General features: G+C 69.3%; 16 protein-coding genes and 1 riboswitch. Of the genes, 9 read left to right on the forward strand and 7 right to left on the reverse strand.

The window, feature by feature from the left end:
* The first annotated feature begins 43 nt into the window (after nt 1–43).
* Nucleotides 44–1237 carry a gephyrin-like molybdotransferase Glp gene (gene glp, locus CU254_RS35405; RefSeq protein ID WP_086025020.1) on the forward strand — a complete coding sequence of 398 codons (1194 nt, stop codon included), beginning with the start codon at nt 44–46 and terminating at the stop codon, nt 1235–1237.
* A gap of 254 nt (nt 1238–1491) precedes the next feature.
* On the opposite strand, the gene CU254_RS35410 is transcribed toward glp, so the two are convergent.
* Entirely contained in the window at nt 1492–2751 is a 1260-nt protein-coding gene (locus tag CU254_RS35410) for an MFS transporter (RefSeq protein ID WP_050788352.1), read from the reverse strand.
* A complete protein-coding gene (locus CU254_RS35415; RefSeq protein WP_037715868.1) occupies nt 2748–3293 on the reverse strand; it encodes a helix-turn-helix transcriptional regulator in 546 nt (181 codons plus the stop codon). Before CU254_RS35415 ends, CU254_RS35410 begins: the two co-directional genes overlap by 4 nt.
* A gap of 60 nt (nt 3294–3353) precedes the next feature.
* On the opposite strand from CU254_RS35415, the gene CU254_RS35420 reads away from it, so the two are divergent.
* Nucleotides 3354–3644: a GlsB/YeaQ/YmgE family stress response membrane protein gene (locus CU254_RS35420; protein WP_037718514.1), complete on the forward strand. Its 291-nt coding sequence runs from the start codon at nt 3354–3356 to the stop codon at nt 3642–3644.
* A 39-nt stretch (nt 3645–3683) separates the two neighbouring features.
* On the opposite strand, the gene CU254_RS43840 is transcribed toward CU254_RS35420, so the two are convergent.
* A complete protein-coding gene (locus tag CU254_RS43840) occupies nt 3684–3860 on the reverse strand; it encodes a hypothetical protein (protein ID WP_199786076.1) in 177 nt (58 codons plus the stop codon).
* A gap of 225 nt (nt 3861–4085) precedes the next feature.
* On the opposite strand from CU254_RS43840, the gene CU254_RS35430 reads away from it, so the two are divergent.
* The gene (locus tag CU254_RS35430) at nt 4086–4799 is read left to right on the forward strand and encodes a phosphatidylserine decarboxylase (RefSeq protein WP_009084007.1); all 714 of its coding nucleotides are present in this window, start codon (nt 4086–4088) and stop codon (nt 4797–4799) included.
* 2 nt (nt 4800–4801) lie between these two features.
* On the forward strand, nt 4802–5770 hold the full coding sequence (gene pssA, locus CU254_RS35435; protein ID WP_009084009.1) for a CDP-diacylglycerol--serine O-phosphatidyltransferase: 969 nt from the start codon (nt 4802–4804) through the stop codon (nt 5768–5770).
* Here the strand turns inward: pssA and CU254_RS35440 are convergent.
* Nucleotides 5767–6198 carry a TetR/AcrR family transcriptional regulator C-terminal domain-containing protein gene (locus tag CU254_RS35440; RefSeq protein WP_078560999.1) on the reverse strand — a complete coding sequence of 144 codons (432 nt, stop codon included), beginning with the start codon at nt 6196–6198 and terminating at the stop codon, nt 5767–5769. The genes pssA and CU254_RS35440 overlap by 4 nt on opposite strands.
* Nucleotides 6199–6211: 13 nt before the next feature.
* Here CU254_RS35440 and CU254_RS35445 point away from each other — a divergent pair, with 13 nt between their 5' ends.
* Nucleotides 6212–8500 (forward strand): AAA family ATPase, encoded by a 2289-nt coding sequence (locus CU254_RS35445; RefSeq protein ID WP_037718518.1) that lies wholly within the window; start codon nt 6212–6214, stop codon nt 8498–8500.
* A 235-nt stretch (nt 8501–8735) separates the two neighbouring features.
* Here the strand turns inward: CU254_RS35445 and CU254_RS35450 are convergent, their stop codons facing one another.
* Nucleotides 8736–9398: a LytR C-terminal domain-containing protein gene (locus CU254_RS35450; protein WP_009084014.1), complete on the reverse strand. Its 663-nt coding sequence runs from the start codon at nt 9396–9398 to the stop codon at nt 8736–8738.
* Nucleotides 9395–9703 (reverse strand): DUF3263 domain-containing protein, encoded by a 309-nt coding sequence (locus CU254_RS35455; protein ID WP_009084016.1) that lies wholly within the window; start codon nt 9701–9703, stop codon nt 9395–9397. The genes CU254_RS35450 and CU254_RS35455 overlap by 4 nt, the downstream gene beginning before the upstream one ends.
* Before the next feature lie 139 nt (nt 9704–9842).
* Between CU254_RS35455 and CU254_RS35460 the strand changes: the two genes are divergently transcribed.
* The 4 genes from CU254_RS35460 (at nt 9843) to CU254_RS35475 (ending at nt 13347) form a co-directional block, all read left to right on the forward strand.
* A complete protein-coding gene (locus CU254_RS35460) occupies nt 9843–10409 on the forward strand; it encodes a peptide deformylase (RefSeq protein WP_009084018.1) in 567 nt (188 codons plus the stop codon).
* Nucleotides 10410–10536: 127 nt separating this feature from the next.
* Nucleotides 10537–10669, forward strand: a riboswitch (TPP riboswitch).
* Nucleotides 10663–12306, forward strand: coding sequence for a phosphomethylpyrimidine synthase ThiC (gene thiC, locus CU254_RS35465; RefSeq protein ID WP_009084020.1), 1644 nt, complete (start codon nt 10663–10665; stop codon nt 12304–12306). It overlaps the preceding riboswitch by 7 nt.
* Nucleotides 12303–13127, forward strand: coding sequence for a bifunctional hydroxymethylpyrimidine kinase/phosphomethylpyrimidine kinase (thiD, locus tag CU254_RS35470; protein ID WP_009084022.1), 825 nt, complete (start codon nt 12303–12305; stop codon nt 13125–13127). The genes thiC and thiD overlap by 4 nt, the downstream gene beginning before the upstream one ends.
* 16 nt (nt 13128–13143) lie before the next feature.
* Nucleotides 13144–13347, forward strand: coding sequence for a hypothetical protein (locus CU254_RS35475; protein ID WP_009084024.1), 204 nt, complete (start codon nt 13144–13146; stop codon nt 13345–13347).
* Here the strand turns inward: CU254_RS35475 and CU254_RS35480 are convergent.
* Nucleotides 13344–14351, reverse strand: coding sequence for a phosphatidylinositol-specific phospholipase C domain-containing protein (locus CU254_RS35480; RefSeq protein ID WP_037715870.1), 1008 nt, complete (start codon nt 14349–14351; stop codon nt 13344–13346). The genes CU254_RS35475 and CU254_RS35480 overlap by 4 nt on opposite strands.
* Nucleotides 14352–14458: the final 107 nt, after the last annotated feature.

A 14458-nucleotide genomic window follows, 5' to 3' on the forward strand; every position in this document is an offset into this window, starting at 1 on the left:
GGAGAGTGTTGCACGACGGGCAGCAAGAGGGAGGATGGTCCGCGTGATCTCCGTCGACGAATACCGCGAGACCGTGACCGAACTGCTCGGCCGCGCGCCCGTCCGCACCGTTCCCGTCGCCGAGGCGGCCGGGCTCGTCCTGGCCCGCGACGTGCTCGCCGGGGTGGCGCTGCCGCCGTTCGACAACTCGGCGATGGACGGGTACGCGGTGCGCGCCGCGGACGTCGCCGACGTGCCGGTGACGCTCCCCGTGGCGGACGACATCCCGGCCGGGAGGGTCGACGTCAAACCGCTCGAACCGGGTACCGCTCAGCGGATCATGACCGGTGCGCCGCTGCCGCCGGGCGCGGACGCGATCGTGATGGTCGAGGACACCGACCGCGGGACCGCGGAAGTCCGGATCTCCCGCGCGGCGTCTGTCGGCAACCACATCCGCCGGACCGGCGAGGACGTGACGAAGGGGACCGTCGCGTTGCACGCGGGCACCGTGCTGAGCCACGCCCACCTCGGCCTGGCCGCGGCGGTCGGCTTGGCGGAACTGGAGGTGTACCGGCCGCTGTCGGTGCTGGTGGTGTCGACCGGAACCGAGCTGGTGGAAGCCCCGAACCCGTTGCAGCACGGGCAGATCTACGAATCGAACAGCGTGATGCTGGCGGCGGCGCTGCGGGAACTCGGGTGCCAGGTCGAGGTCGTCCGCAGCGTGGTCGACGACGTGGAGGAATTCCGCAAGATCATCGAGCCAAGGCTGGAGTCGGCGGACCTGCTGATCACGTCGGGCGGGGTGTCGGCGGGCGCGTACGAAGTGGTGAAGGACGCGCTGACCGGACAAGGCGTGGAATTCCAGAAAATCGCGATGCAACCGGGCGGCCCCCAGGGATGCGGCCGGTGGAACGGCGTGCCGGTGGTGACGCTGCCGGGGAATCCGGTGAGTGTGCTGGTGTCGTTCGAGGCGTTCCTGCGCCCGGCGGTGCTGTCGGCAATGGGCCATTCGGACGTGGACCGGCGCCGGGTGCGGGCTCGGCTGACTGAGGACATGACTTCACCGGCCGGGCGACGGCAGTATCGGCGGGGGTTCTTCACGCCGGTGCTTGGCGAGGTGACCGGGGTGGTCGGGCCGAAGGGTGGACCGGGGTCGCATTTGCTGGCGGCGTTTACGCAGGCGAATTGCTTGATCGTGCTGCCGGAGGAGGTTTCGGCTGCCTCGGAGGGGGATGAGGTTGAGGTGCTGCTGCTTTAGTTTTGGGTGGCGTCTGTGCGGCTTTAGCTTTGGGCGAGCGAGGTCTGCGGCAGCGGGTTTGGGTTGAGGCGGCTGGGCTGGCCTAGGCCGGGGCCCCTTGGCGTTCCGGCGAGCGGATCGTTCATCACGTCACGCTCGAGGCCCGGCACCGAGCTTCCCCGCTTAGCTGGATTCCGTGCGCCGGAGCCTCTTTCCGCCCCAAACCCCGGGAGACGCGACCCCCGCCCTCCTCTGGGGGACGGCCCTGCTCCAGTCTATCCACCCCCACCGACAACCCCAGCCCCTTCGACCGGGTTGTCCACAGCAAGCGCGACTTGGGGAAAGTCCCGCTCCCGCCGCAGCGGACCCACCAGCAGCACCCCCAGCGACACCAGCTGAACCCCCACCATCGCGAACATCGCCACCCGCACCCCGGCCGCCTGGCCGAGCGCTCCGCCGACCAGGGCGCCCAGCGGGATCGTGCCATAGTTGATCATCGACGAACTCGCGCTGATCCGCCCATAGAGATGGCGCGGGCAATACCGCTGCCGGAACGTCGCGCCGAGCACATTCGACCCCACCACCCCCGCCGCGATGCCGGCTCCGGCGAGGACGAACAGCGTCAAACCCCACCCGGGCTGGGCGAGCGGGCCGAGCAGCATGGCGGGGACCACCAAGGCCTCGCACCACAGGAAACCCCACGCAGTACCGGTTCGGCGGGCGACTCGGCTCACCAGTGTCGCGCCTAGGACACCGCCTACCTCGCCCAGGGCGAGCACGAGTCCGACAGAAAACGGGCCTTGGCCCAAATCCTCGACCAAGAAGACCACGGCCACCGCATAGAAGCCGTTCAGCGCCAGGTTCGCGACCCCGCCGGACAAGACCAAAACCCGCAGGTAAGCGTCTCGTGCCACGATTCGCGTGCCTTCGGCGATTTCGGAAAGCAAGCGCGTTCGAGGGCGCGGAGGCGGCTCATCCGCACGAAGGAAACCTAGACACAGAGCGGAAAACCCGAAGCTCACCGCATCCACGAGCACACCGCTGACCGGACCGAACGCGGAAGCCAGCAATCCCGCCAGACCAGGGCCGCCTACTTGTGCCGCAGATTCCGCGCCTTGCAGCCGGACGTTGACTCCCAACAGGGCGGCATCGTCCACAACGGACGGAAGGAAGGCCCGATAAGCGAGGGTGAAGAAAACTTTGGCGAAGCCGCCGACCAAAGCGGCGGACAAGAGCACCGCAAAAGAAAGAAGGCCAACGGACCACGAAACAGGAACCGCGAGGAAAGCTGCCATCTGGATGACGTCACAGACCAGCATCACCCGCCGTTTGGGCCATCGGTCGACCCAAGCCCCGGCGGGCAAACCCACCGCGAGCCAGGGAAGCCAAGCCGCCGCGGTCAGAGAAGCGACTTCGAACGTCGAGGCATGCAGCACGAGCAACGCCACCAACGGCACCGACGCACTGGCCACCGCGCTGCCGACCGTGCTGACTGTCTGCCCAGTCCACAAGAGACGGAACGCGGCCCCCTTCACGGCTGCGCTCGGAAACCGCGCCCAAAGACGAAAACCGGCTGTCGTTCACCAGAAGGGTCCGCAGCCGCCTTAGCGCCGAATTCCTCGAACAGCGCCAAGATCCGCTCGTTCAGCTCCGCCAATTCCAACGGCGTCAACCGCATCCACGCATCAGACGAGAACCACGCGTCCCGCCATTCCGCCGGAGCCGTCTCCATTTCCGAAAGCCAGGTCCGCGCCAACGTCATCTGCCGGTCCAGGCTCACCGCCTCCGCGACGTCCGCCACCGGATCTCCGGCGAAGTCCGAGGTGGCCCACGACAACGAACCCGAGGGACGCCGCCACCACCGCTCCCGCCGGTCGCGCGCCAGCTCCGGCGCCTCGACCACCAAACCGGCCCCGGAGAGCACCTTCAGATGGTGGCTCACGTTGCCCACCGCCTGCCCGGTTTTCTCCGCGAGTACCGACGCGGTGGCCGGACCGTCGAGTTTCAGCACGTCCAGCAAGCGGCGGCGCAGCGGATGCGACATCGCGGCCAGCACCTGGGAATCGCGTACCTCCATGATGCACAAGAGTAGTTGTACAACAGCTCTTGTGCAATGGCCGAAGGTATCCTCGCGGACATGGGCATCATCCTGTGGATCGTCTTCGGCGCGCTGGTCGGCTGGATCGCGAACCTCGTGGTCGGCGGCCGGGAACGACAGCGGCAGGGCTGTCTCGTCAGCGTGCTGGTCGGCGTGGTCGGGGCGGCCCTCGGCGGCTTCATCTACCGGCTCGCGACCGGCGAGCAGCAGCACTTCGAATTCGATTTCCCGAGCTTCGGCGTCGCCATCCTCGGCGCGATCGTGCTGCTGCTCGTGTTGCGGCTGGTCAGCGCCGCGACCTCGCGCCGGCGCGATCGTGACCGTTGGTAACAGTTTCCCGACGATCTGTCAGAACACCTGGGCAGCGGGCTAAACTGATCCGTTCCGCGCCCGGGTGCGTGCTTCGTCGGGGGACGCATGCACCCGGGCCGCGTCGCGCACGAGCCGGGCCGCCTGCGCGGGGTCGACGAGCTGGGGAATGGGCGTCGAGAGGACATCCCGGCGCCAGGCGCGCAACAGCTGCGCGAGCAGATCGGGTACCGACATCGTCTCCCTCGCCAGGTCGGCCCGGGCACCGGTCCCGAGCGGCGTCAACTACTCGGTGTTATCGGATTGTTCGACGCGTCGTTACCGGTTTGTGGTCGCGCCCACCCGCGCCGGGACAACCCTTACGACCAGGGCCTGCCGGGTCCGCCGCAGGCGGGCGGTAGCGTGGGGAAGCCCAAATCGGACCCTTACACCGACCGAGACGAACAGCGGGGAACTCGACCCATGAGCGGCCAGCCCACCGGTAACCCCCTCGCGCACGCCGTCCAGCTGGCCCGCGAGACGTTCCCGCCGATGCACCCGGCAGGACGGCCGTTCCTCCTCGGCGGCCTCGCCGCGACCTTCGTGCTGCGCCGGTTCTCCAAGCGCCTCGGCGTGGCCGGCGCGCTCGCCACCGCGGGCATAACGGCGTTCTTCCGCGAGCCGAAGCGCGTGCCCCCGGTCCGGGACAACGTCGCGATCTCGGCCGCCGACGGCACCGTCTCGCTCATCGAGGAAGCGGTGCCGCCCGCCGAGCTCGGCCTTCCCGCCGAACCGCGGATGCGGGTGAGCGTGTTCCTGTCGGTCTACGACGTGCACGTCCAGCGCACGCCGGCGGCCGGCGTGATCTCGAAGGTCGCGTACAAGCCGGGCAAGTTCCTTTCGGCGGACCTCGACAAGGCGAGCGAGGTCAACGAGCGCAATTCGCTGGTGCTGCACACCGTCGACGGCCACGAGCTCGTCGTCGTGCAGATCGCCGGGCTGGTCGCGCGCCGGATCCGGTGCGACGTCCGCGAGGGCGACAAGGTGGCCGCCGGCGAGACCTACGGCATCATCCGCTTCGGCTCGCGCGTCGACACTTACCTGCCGCCGGGAAGCAAGGTCGTGGTGGCCAAGGGCCAGCGCACCGTCGGCGGCGAAACCGTGCTCGCCGAACTTCCTGCGCAGGGAGAAAGCTGACCATGGTCCGCGTGACCACCCCGGGCGTCCGGCTGCTGCCGAACGCGATCACCGTGCTCGCGCTCTGCGCCGGACTCTCCTCGGTGCAGTTCGCCCTCGCCGGCAACTACGCCATGGCGATCGGCTCGATCGGCATCGCCGCCGTCCTCGACAGCCTCGACGGCCGCATCGCCCGGCTGCTCGACGCGACGTCCAAAATGGGCGCCGAACTCGACTCGCTGTCCGACGGCATCTCGTTCGGCGTCGCGCCCGCGCTGGTGCTCTACGTCTGGCAGGCGCACGGCGACCGGATCGGCTGGGTCGCGTCGCTGATCTTCGCGGTCTGCATGATCCTGCGGCTCGCCCGCTTCAACACGCTGCTCGACGACACCGACCAGCCGCCGTACGCCGCCGAGTTCTTCGTCGGCGTGCCCGCTCCGGCCGGCGGGCTGGTCGCGATGCTGCCGCTGATCGCCACGCTGCAGTGGGGCGAGGGCTGGTGGTCCGAGCAGTACGTGGTGCTCGTGTGGACCATCGCGGTCGCCGCGCTGCTGATCAGCCGCATCCCGACGCTGTCGCTCAAGACCGTGAAGGCCCCGGCGAAGGCGATCGCGCCGCTGCTCGTGGGCGTCGGTCTGCTGGCCGCCGCGATCATCGTGTTCCCGCTGGCCGCGCTGGCGGTCGCGCTGGTGCTGTACCTGCTGCACATCCCGTACTCGGTCTACCGGCACCGCTGGCTCGCCGCGCACCCGGAGGCTTGGGAAGTGCCGCCGCGCGAACGCCGGGCGATCCGCCGGGCCCGCAGCCACCGCCGGCTGCGGTTGCGCCCCGCGTCGGGCCGGGTCGCCGGTGCGGCGATGCGCGCGGTGCGGCGGACGAACTCGGACCTGGTGCGGAGCCGGAACCTGCGCGAGCGGGACCACAGCTCAGCCACGTCCGGACCAACCCAGCGGCGGCGCAGCTGGCGACGGATCGGCATCCGGCGCCGCTAGTTTCCGGCCTTCCCCAGCGCGGACACCAGCAGGTCCAGCTGCGTCTCGAAATCCTGCCTGCAGTCCGCGTCGGTCAGCACGGGCAGCAGGCGGTGCAGATGCGGTGTCTCGCTGGGCGTCGCCATCCGGCGGAACCAGTCGTCGACCGGCTCGGCACGGTCTAGCGGCGCCCCGGCCAGTCCGGTTTCCTCAGTGAGCGCGGCACCGAACGCGAGGCCGGTCAAGGAGCGGTACGCGCGCACGGTTTCCACGTCGCCCAGTCCGGCGTCCAGCAGCGCGCCCAGCATGCTGTCGATCACCTTCAACGCCCCCGGCGGCCTCCCGGACCTGCCCACCCTGATCGTGTGGGGCAACGCGCAAATCGGCTTCCGGCCCCGGGAACGCGAACGGCGCTCCGCTCGTTCGCGCATAACCGGCCGCGAGTTCATTAGGGTGAGAAGCGTGAGCGATCCGCAGATCACCTTGACCGTCCGGCACACGCCGTCCGCGCTCGACGCGCGGCGGGGCGTTGTCCGGCTGCACCCGGAAGTGCTCGACGCGCTCGGCCTGCGGGCCTGGGACGCCGTGCACCTCACCGGCGCGCGGCGCACTGCCGCGTTGGCCGCGCCCGCCGCGGAGGAGGCGACACCAGGGGTCGTGCTGACCGATGACGTCACCATGTCGAACCTCGGCGTCGCTGAGGGCGGCGAGGTCGTTGTCTCGCCCGCGGAGGTCACCGCTGCCCGCACGGTCACTGTGTCCGGCTCTCGGCTGGCGTCGGTTTCGGTTTCGCCGCAGACGTTGCGGCTCGCGCTCACTGGCAAGGTTTTGACCCGCGGGGACGCGGTTTCCCTGTTGCCGCAAGACCTCGCGCCCGCGCCGGGCTCGGACGTCGCCGCTGTGCGCGGCCAGCTGTCCCGCGTGATCGGGGCGACGTGGACCAACGAACTGCTGACCGTCACGGCGACGGAACCGGCTGGCGTGGTCGTGGTTGGACCGTCCACTGTGGTCAGTTGGCGGGACGGGGCCCGTACTGGGACGCCGGCCAGCGAATCTCCGACGCGCACCGCGACCGCGCTCGTCCGCACCACTGCCGTCACCGCGGCCGAGGATTACCTCGAAGCGGAGATCGTCGAAGAGGTCGTCACCGAGGCGCGCGAGGAAGAGCTGGACGAGCCGGTGCCGGTCGCGGATCTGGTCGGGGCCGAGAGCGCGGCGCGCAAGCTGTCCGAGTGGTTCGATCTGGCGTTCCACCGGCCCGAACTCTTGGCGAAGCTGGGCACGTCGGCACATCTGGGTGTGCTGCTGTCGGGGCCGGAAGGCGTCGGCAAGGCGACGCTCGTGCGGTCGGTCGCCGCGGCGGAGAAGGTGCGCGTGGTGTCGGTGACCGCGCCGAATATCGCGGTGCTGGAACCGAATGCGGCGCACCGTTCGCTGCGCGAGGCGATCGACCGGGCCGGGGACGGCGACAGTCCCGGCGTGCTGTTGATCAACGACATCGACGCGCTTCTCCCAGCCACTCAGCCGCCGCCGGTGGCCACCGTGGTGCTGGAAGAACTGCGCACCGCGCTGCGCCGGGACGGGCTGGCCGTGGTGGCCACGACCGCGCGGGCCGAGTCGGTGGATCCGCGGCTGAGCGGCGCGGACCTGCTCGACCGCGAGCTGGGACTGCCGCTGCCGGAGGCGAAAACCCGCGTCGAGCTGCTGCGGATCCTGCTCCGCGACGTGCCGGTCGAAGCCGGGGCCGACCTGGGCGTGCTCGCCGAACGGACCCCCGGCTTCGTCGCCGCCGACCTGCTCGCCCTGCGCCGGGACGCCGCGTTGCGGGCCGCGCTGCGGCAGCGAGACGTGGACGAACCCAAGATCTCCCAGCAGGACCTGCTCGACGCGCTGGCCACCGTCCGGCCGATCTCCCTGTCCACTTCGGACAATCTGGCCACCGGCGGGCTGACCCTGGACGACGTCGGCAACATGACGTCGGTCAAGGAGGCGCTCACCGAAACGGTGCTGTGGCCGCTGCGCTATCCGGATTCGTTCGCCCGGCTCGGCATCGAACCGCCGCGCGGCGTGCTGCTCTACGGCCCGCCCGGCGGCGGCAAGACGTTCCTCGTCCGGGCGCTCGCCGGCACCGGCGCGCTGAACGTGTTCGCGATCAAGGGCGCGGAACTGCTGGACAAATGGGTCGGCGAATCCGAACGCGCGGTCCGCGACCTCTTCCGCCGGGCCGCCGACGCCGCGCCGTCGCTGATCTTCCTGGACGAGATCGACGCGCTCGCCCCGCGCCGCGGCCAGTCGTCCGACTCCGGCGTGGCCGACCGCGTGGTCGCCGCGCTGCTCACCGAACTCGACGGCGTCGAGCCGATGCGCGAGGTCGTCGTGCTGGGCGCGACGAACCGGCCCGAACTGGTCGACCCGGCCCTGCTCCGCCCCGGACGGCTGGAGCGGCGGATCTACGTCCCGCCGCCGGACGCCGAATCCCGCGCCGCGATCCTCGCCGCGACGGCCAAGCACACCCCGCTGGCGTCCGATGTGGACCTCGCGGCCACCGCGGAGGCGCTGGAGGGCTACTCGGCCGCCGACTGCGCCGCGCTGATCCGGGAGGCGGCACTGACCGCGATGCGCGAGTCGCTGGAAGCCCGCGAGGTGACCGCGGCGCACCTGGCGAAGGCGCGCGAGGCGGTGCGGCCGTCGCTGGACGCCGCGCAGCTGGCGACGCTGGAGGCGTACGCGCAGGCGCAGCAAGAGCGTTGAGCTGCTCGCTCGGCACCGACCGAAGGGGCGCGACGCGCGAGGTCGAAATCCGTGAGGGCCACCCTGAGGGAATCAGAGTCCCTCAGGGTTCCCCTCACGGACCTCCGCAGGAGCGAAGAGCCACGCGGCTCGCCGCTCCGAACGCGGGCCAGCCGAGGCAGCAGCCCGGCGCGCGGCCCGGCGGACATGACAAAGCCCGCGCCGTAGCGCGGGCCGTCATCGGTATCGAGGAAGGTCAGCTGCCCGAGTGCCGGGGCTGGTAGTCCTTCGTGATGATCACTATCACCCCGGGGCTCGAGTTCTGGATGCCCTCGAACCGGGGCTGGGCCTGGAAGCCGAACTCCTTGGCCAGCTGTTTCGCCGCGGCTTCCTCGTCGGTGCCCGGCCGGAAGTAGGCCGTGGTCGTCGGGATGACGCCGTCTTTGTAGTTGCCGACCTCGGCGACGTTCCAGCCCGAGCCGCGGAAGTCGGCGGCGGCCTGTTCGGCGAGGTGCTTGATCAGCGAGTTGTTGTAGACCCGCAGGGTGACCCACTTGTTGGAGGCCTGCTGGTCCGGACCCGCCTGGCCCGGCTGCCCGGGCTGCTGGCCCGGCTGGGCGCCGGGCTGCCCGGCCGGGTTCGAAGCCGGAGCCGACGACGCGGCGGACGACGAGGCCGGGGCCGACGACGCGGGCGACGACGGCGCGGAGCTGGGAGCCGCCGAGGACGACTGCCCCGGCGCGGCCGACGACGATCCGCCGGGCGCGGTGGGCTCGCCGGACGTGGTCGGTCCGGCGTTCTGGTCCCCGCTCGTGTTGAGCACGGTGATCCCGCCGATGACGGCGGCGACCACCGCGACCCCGATCAGCGCGACGCCCGCGGCCTTCAACGGCCTGGACAGTCCCGAGAAGACGCTCATGACAGCTCGATCCCCAACCGCCGGGCCCCGCGTTTGCGCTGACGGGCGGCGCGCGTTTTGCGCAGCCGCTTGACCAGCATCGGATCGGCCGCGACGGCCTCCGGCTTGGCCAGCAGCGTGTTCAGCAACTGGTAGTAACGGGTGGAGGACAGTCCGAAGCGCTCCCGGATGGCGTTCTCCTTCGCCCCGGCGTGGCGCCACCACTGCCGCTCGAACGCGAGAATGTCCAGTTCGCGTTCGGTCAGGCCACCGACATTTTCCGGCGGCGACGGCTGGTTCCCAGCCATCGACTCCGCGGCGTCCATGCGGTCCTCGCAATCGGTGTCGGCAGTCCTTCCGCGGGCGTCATTGAACCACGGAACCCATGCTCGACATGGGCATCCGACACGGCGCGTCACGGTCCGATCCAGGTGTACCAGAAGGGTCCGACTAAACTCGGCGTCCGTGACCGTCCACCCCATCTGCATCGCCGGCGAACCCGTGCTGCACCAGCCCACGCGCGAGATCACCGAGTTCGACGACAAGCTCGCCGCCCTCGTCGAGGACATGTTCGAGACCATGTACGCGGCCGAGGGCGTGGGCCTCGCGGCCAACCAGATCGGGCTCGACCTGCGGGTGTTCGTATACGACTGCCCGGACGACGAGGGCGTCGAGCACAAGGGCGTGGTGGTCAACCCGAAGCTGGAGACCTCCGAGATCCCGGAGACCATGCCGGACCCGGACGACGACTGGGAGGGCTGCCTGTCCGCGCCCGGCGAGTCGTACCCGACCGGACGCGCCAAATGGGCGAAGGTGACCGGTTTCGACGTCGAGGGCAATCCGATCGAGGTCGAGGGCACCGGCTACTTCGCGCGCTGCCTCCAGCATGAGACCGATCACCTCGACGGGTTCATTTACCTGGACCGTCTCGTCGGCCGCCACGCGCGCGCGGCGAAGAAGATGCTCAAGAAGAACAAGTGGGGCGTGCCCGGGCTGACCTGGCTGCCGCCCAAGGAACCCGCGGACGCCTGACCCGCGCCGAATTCCCCGAAGGCCTCCTCGGAATCGCCGAGGAGGCCTTCGTCGTCCTTCGGCCAGACGGGCGGGAGGGTTGTGTCCGGCCTAGGCGCCATGGCATCGTCGGACGAGCAACCTCAACCGAATGCAACGCGGGAGCTCGCGCCTTGGCGGGCTGAGAGGGTGACTGGTGTCCATCTCGCGGACACCCGGCGTCACCGACCGCATGAACCTGACCGGGTAATGCCGGCGTAGGGAGTGAACGTCGTTGACGACGCTGGAAAACCAGGGTGCCATCGCCCCGTCCGTCACCACCGGGCCGATCACCGGCTCGCGGAAGGTCTACCACCGCACCGAATCCGGGCTGCGGGTTCCGGCTCGGCGGATCGACCTGTCGAACGGGGAGCATTTCGACGTGTACGACACGTCCGGCCCCTACACCGATCCGGACGCGAACATCGATGTCCACAATGGACTGCACCCGCTTCGGTCCGGCTGGGCCGACGGGCGGGAGCACAACACCCAGCTCGGCTGGGCGAAAGCCGGGGTGATCACCCGGGAAATGGAGTTCATCGCCGCGCGCGAGCGCTGCACTCCGGAGTTCGTGCGGGACGAGGTCGCCCGCGGGCGCGCGGTGATCCCGGTCAACCGCAAGCATCCGGAGACCGAGCCGATGATCATCGGCAAGAACTTCCTGGTGAAGATCAACGCCAACATGGGAAACTCGGCCGTCTGGTCCTCTGTGGAGGAAGAGGTCGACAAGATGGTGTGGGCCACCCGCTGGGGCGCCGACACGATCATGGACCTCTCCACCGGCAAGCGGATCCACGAGACGCGCGAGTGGATCGTGCGCAATTCGCCGGTCCCGGTCGGCACCGTGCCGATCTACCAGGCGCTGGAAAAGGTCAACGGGGAGCCGGAAAAGCTCACCTGGGAGATCTACCGCGACACCGTGATCGAGCAGTGCGAGCAGGGCGTCGACTATATGACGGTGCACGCCGGCGTGCTGCTGCGCTACATCCCGCTCACCGCGCGCCGGGTCACTGGCATCGTCAGCCGCGGCGGGTCGATCATGGCGGCCTGGTGTCTCGCGCACCACCAGGAATCCTTCCTGTACACGCATTTCTCCGAGCTGTGCGAGATCCTGCGCGAGTACGACGTGACGTTCTCGCTCGGCGACGGCCTCCGCCCCGGCTCGATCGCGGACGCCAACGACCGTGCCCAGTTCGCCGAATTGGAAACCCTCGGCGAGCTGACGCACATCGCCCGCGAGCACGACGTGCAGGTGATGATTGAGGGCCCCGGCCACGTGCCGATGCACAAGATCAAGGAAAACGTCGAGCTGGAAGAGAAGCTCACCGGCGAGGCCCCGTTCTACACGCTCGGCCCGCTCGCCACGGACATCGCCCCGGCGTACGACCACATCACCTCGGCGATCGGCGCGGCGCAGATCGGCTGGTACGGCACGGCGATGCTGTGCTACGTCACGCCGAAGGAGCACCTGGGCCTGCCCAACCGCGACGACGTGAAGACCGGCGTGATCACCTACAAGATCGCCGCGCACGCCGCCGACCTCGCCAAGGGCCACCAGTACGCGCAGGACTGGGACGACGAATTGTCCAAGGCCCGCTTCGAATTCCGGTGGAACGACCAGTTCAACCTGTCGCTCGACCCGGACACCGCGCGGTCCTTCCACGACGAGACGCTTCCCGCGGAACCGGCGAAGACCGCGCACTTCTGCTCGATGTGCGGGCCGAAGTTCTGCTCGATGCGGATCACCCAGGACGTGCGCAAGTACGCCGAGGAGCACGGTCTGTCGTCCGTGGAGGCGATCGAGGCGGGCATGGCCGAGAAGTCCGCGGAGTTTTCCGAGCAGGGCAACAAGGTCTACCTGCCCGTGGTCAACCAGTGAGCCTCACCCCTCGCACCGCCCTCACCATCGCCGGATCCGATTCCGGCGGTGGTGCGGGCGTGCAGGCCGACCTGCGCACGTTCTTCGCCAACGGCGTGCACGGACTGGTCGCGCTCACCGCGGTCACCGTGCAGAATTCGCTGGGCGTGCAAGGCTTCTCCGAAATCCCGGCCGACGTCGTCACCGCGCAGATCAAAGCGGTCGCCGAGGACATGGGCGTCAACGCGGCGAAGACCGGCATGCTCGCCACTGCGGAAATCATTCAGGCAGTGGCGAAAACGCTGGATGAAGTCCACATTGGACGCACGACGGACACGCCGTTCGTGGTCGACCCGGTAGCCGCGTCGATGACCGGCCACGCGTTGCTGCGCGAAGAAGCGCTGGAAGCGATCCGGACCGAACTGTTCCCGCGCGCCACGCTCATCACGCCGAACCTCGACGAGGTCCGGCTGCTGACCGGCGTCACGGTCACCGACGCGGCGAGCCAGCGCACGGCCGCGGAAGCGTTGCTGGAGTTCGGTTCCCAGTGGGTGCTGGTGAAGGGCGGGCACCTCTACGACGCCGCGGATTGCGTCGACCTGCTCACCGACGGTTCGGCGGTGATCGAGCTGAGCGGTCCGCGCATCGACACGGAAAACACCCACGGCGGCGGCGACACGATGGCGTCGGCGATCACCTCGTCGCTCGCGAAGGGCGCGGACGTGCCCACCGCGGTCGCGGAGGCGAAGCGGTTCATCGAGCGCTGCGTCCTGGAGGCGTATCCGCTCGGGGCCGGCGTCGGCCCGGTTTCCCCGTTCTGGCGGCTCGCGAACCCGCAGTGAATGCGACACTGGCCGGATGAGCGAGACACCGGAAGCGTTGTGGGCGAGGCTGCCGCTTGAGGCGCAGCACGAGGTCGACGGCCTGGTCACCGAGCACCGCACCGCTTCGGCGGTCAAAGCGATCCGCAAGTCGGGCGTCACGCCCCGGCCGGGGATCGCCGAAGCGCAAGCCGTGTACCAATACCGGATGTCGGTGCTGAAGCCGCCGCCGCGGTTCTAGCCGCGCGCGTCCACCGTCGGCAGCACGGTCGTGAGGCCGGTCCAGTCGGACGTCACCACGGACGCGTGCTGCTTGGCCAGTTCGGCCACGCGCTGAGTCGCCTGGTCGACGGTCGGGTTGTGGTCGTCGATGGCCGGCGCGACGTTCTGGGCGTCGGTCATCACGACGTAGTAGTGGTTGTCGTCGTACCAGGACATTCCGGCCTTGGCGAGCCATTCGCTCGCGTCTCCGTCGAATACGACAAACCACGGTTTCTGCTCCGCGGAGTATTTGTCGCGCGGGTCGCCGCCCGCGGCACCGTGCACGGTGGGGAAGATCTGTACCGAATTCAGCTTCCCGGCGGCCTTCTGAGCCAGCAAATACCCGGCGTACTCGACGTCGGTGTGGAGGGTGTCCGTCGGGTTCCCTTCCTCGACGGTGCCGGGGATGATCTCCGTGAGCACCTTGCCCCGCAACGCGTCCAGCGTCGGCCAGTTGTCCGCTTTGGACGCTTCATCCAGCGTGGCGTGACTGCCGAGCAGATCGGCGGGCTTGAACACGGCGTCCCCGAGGTGGTCGCGGAACGCCGCGTCCAACTGGGCCGGGCCGAGGCCGGTATTCGCCGAAAAGCCGGTCTTCATTTCGATCTTCAGCGTGAGCGGCCCCCGGCCGGGATGCGCGCCGAGCCAGATCCGGATGTCGTCCAGACACGATTCGAGATCCTTGTTGGTCCCGCCGGAGTAAAGGTCGGCCGCCGAATGCGCGTCGACGCAGTTGTTGCCGTTGCCCAGCGGAGTGGAATGGCTGACCTTCCACTCGTGGGTGAAGAAGTCCGGCCAGACGTCCAGTTCGAGCAGGGACGAGCCGTTGTCCAGCGCCTGCGCGAGGTACGGGTACGCGGCGGGGTCGTAGGTGTTGTGCACGCCGACCGTGGTCACGTGCGAGAGCTTCGGGCTGTCCGCGTGCGCCACCCCGGGCACGGCCAGCGCGGACAGGAGCAGAAGACCGGCCGCGGCGAGCTTCACAGGTGTCTCCTTCGTCACTGGACCAGCAGCGACGTTTACTGTGCCATCGTGGTGGACTGTGCATGAAGCACTGTTGCCTCAATGGACCAGACCAGAAGTCGGAACGC

Origin of the sequence: Amycolatopsis sp. AA4 (assembly GCF_002796545.1) — a bacterium.
Lineage (GTDB): Bacteria > Actinomycetota > Actinomycetes > Mycobacteriales > Pseudonocardiaceae > Amycolatopsis.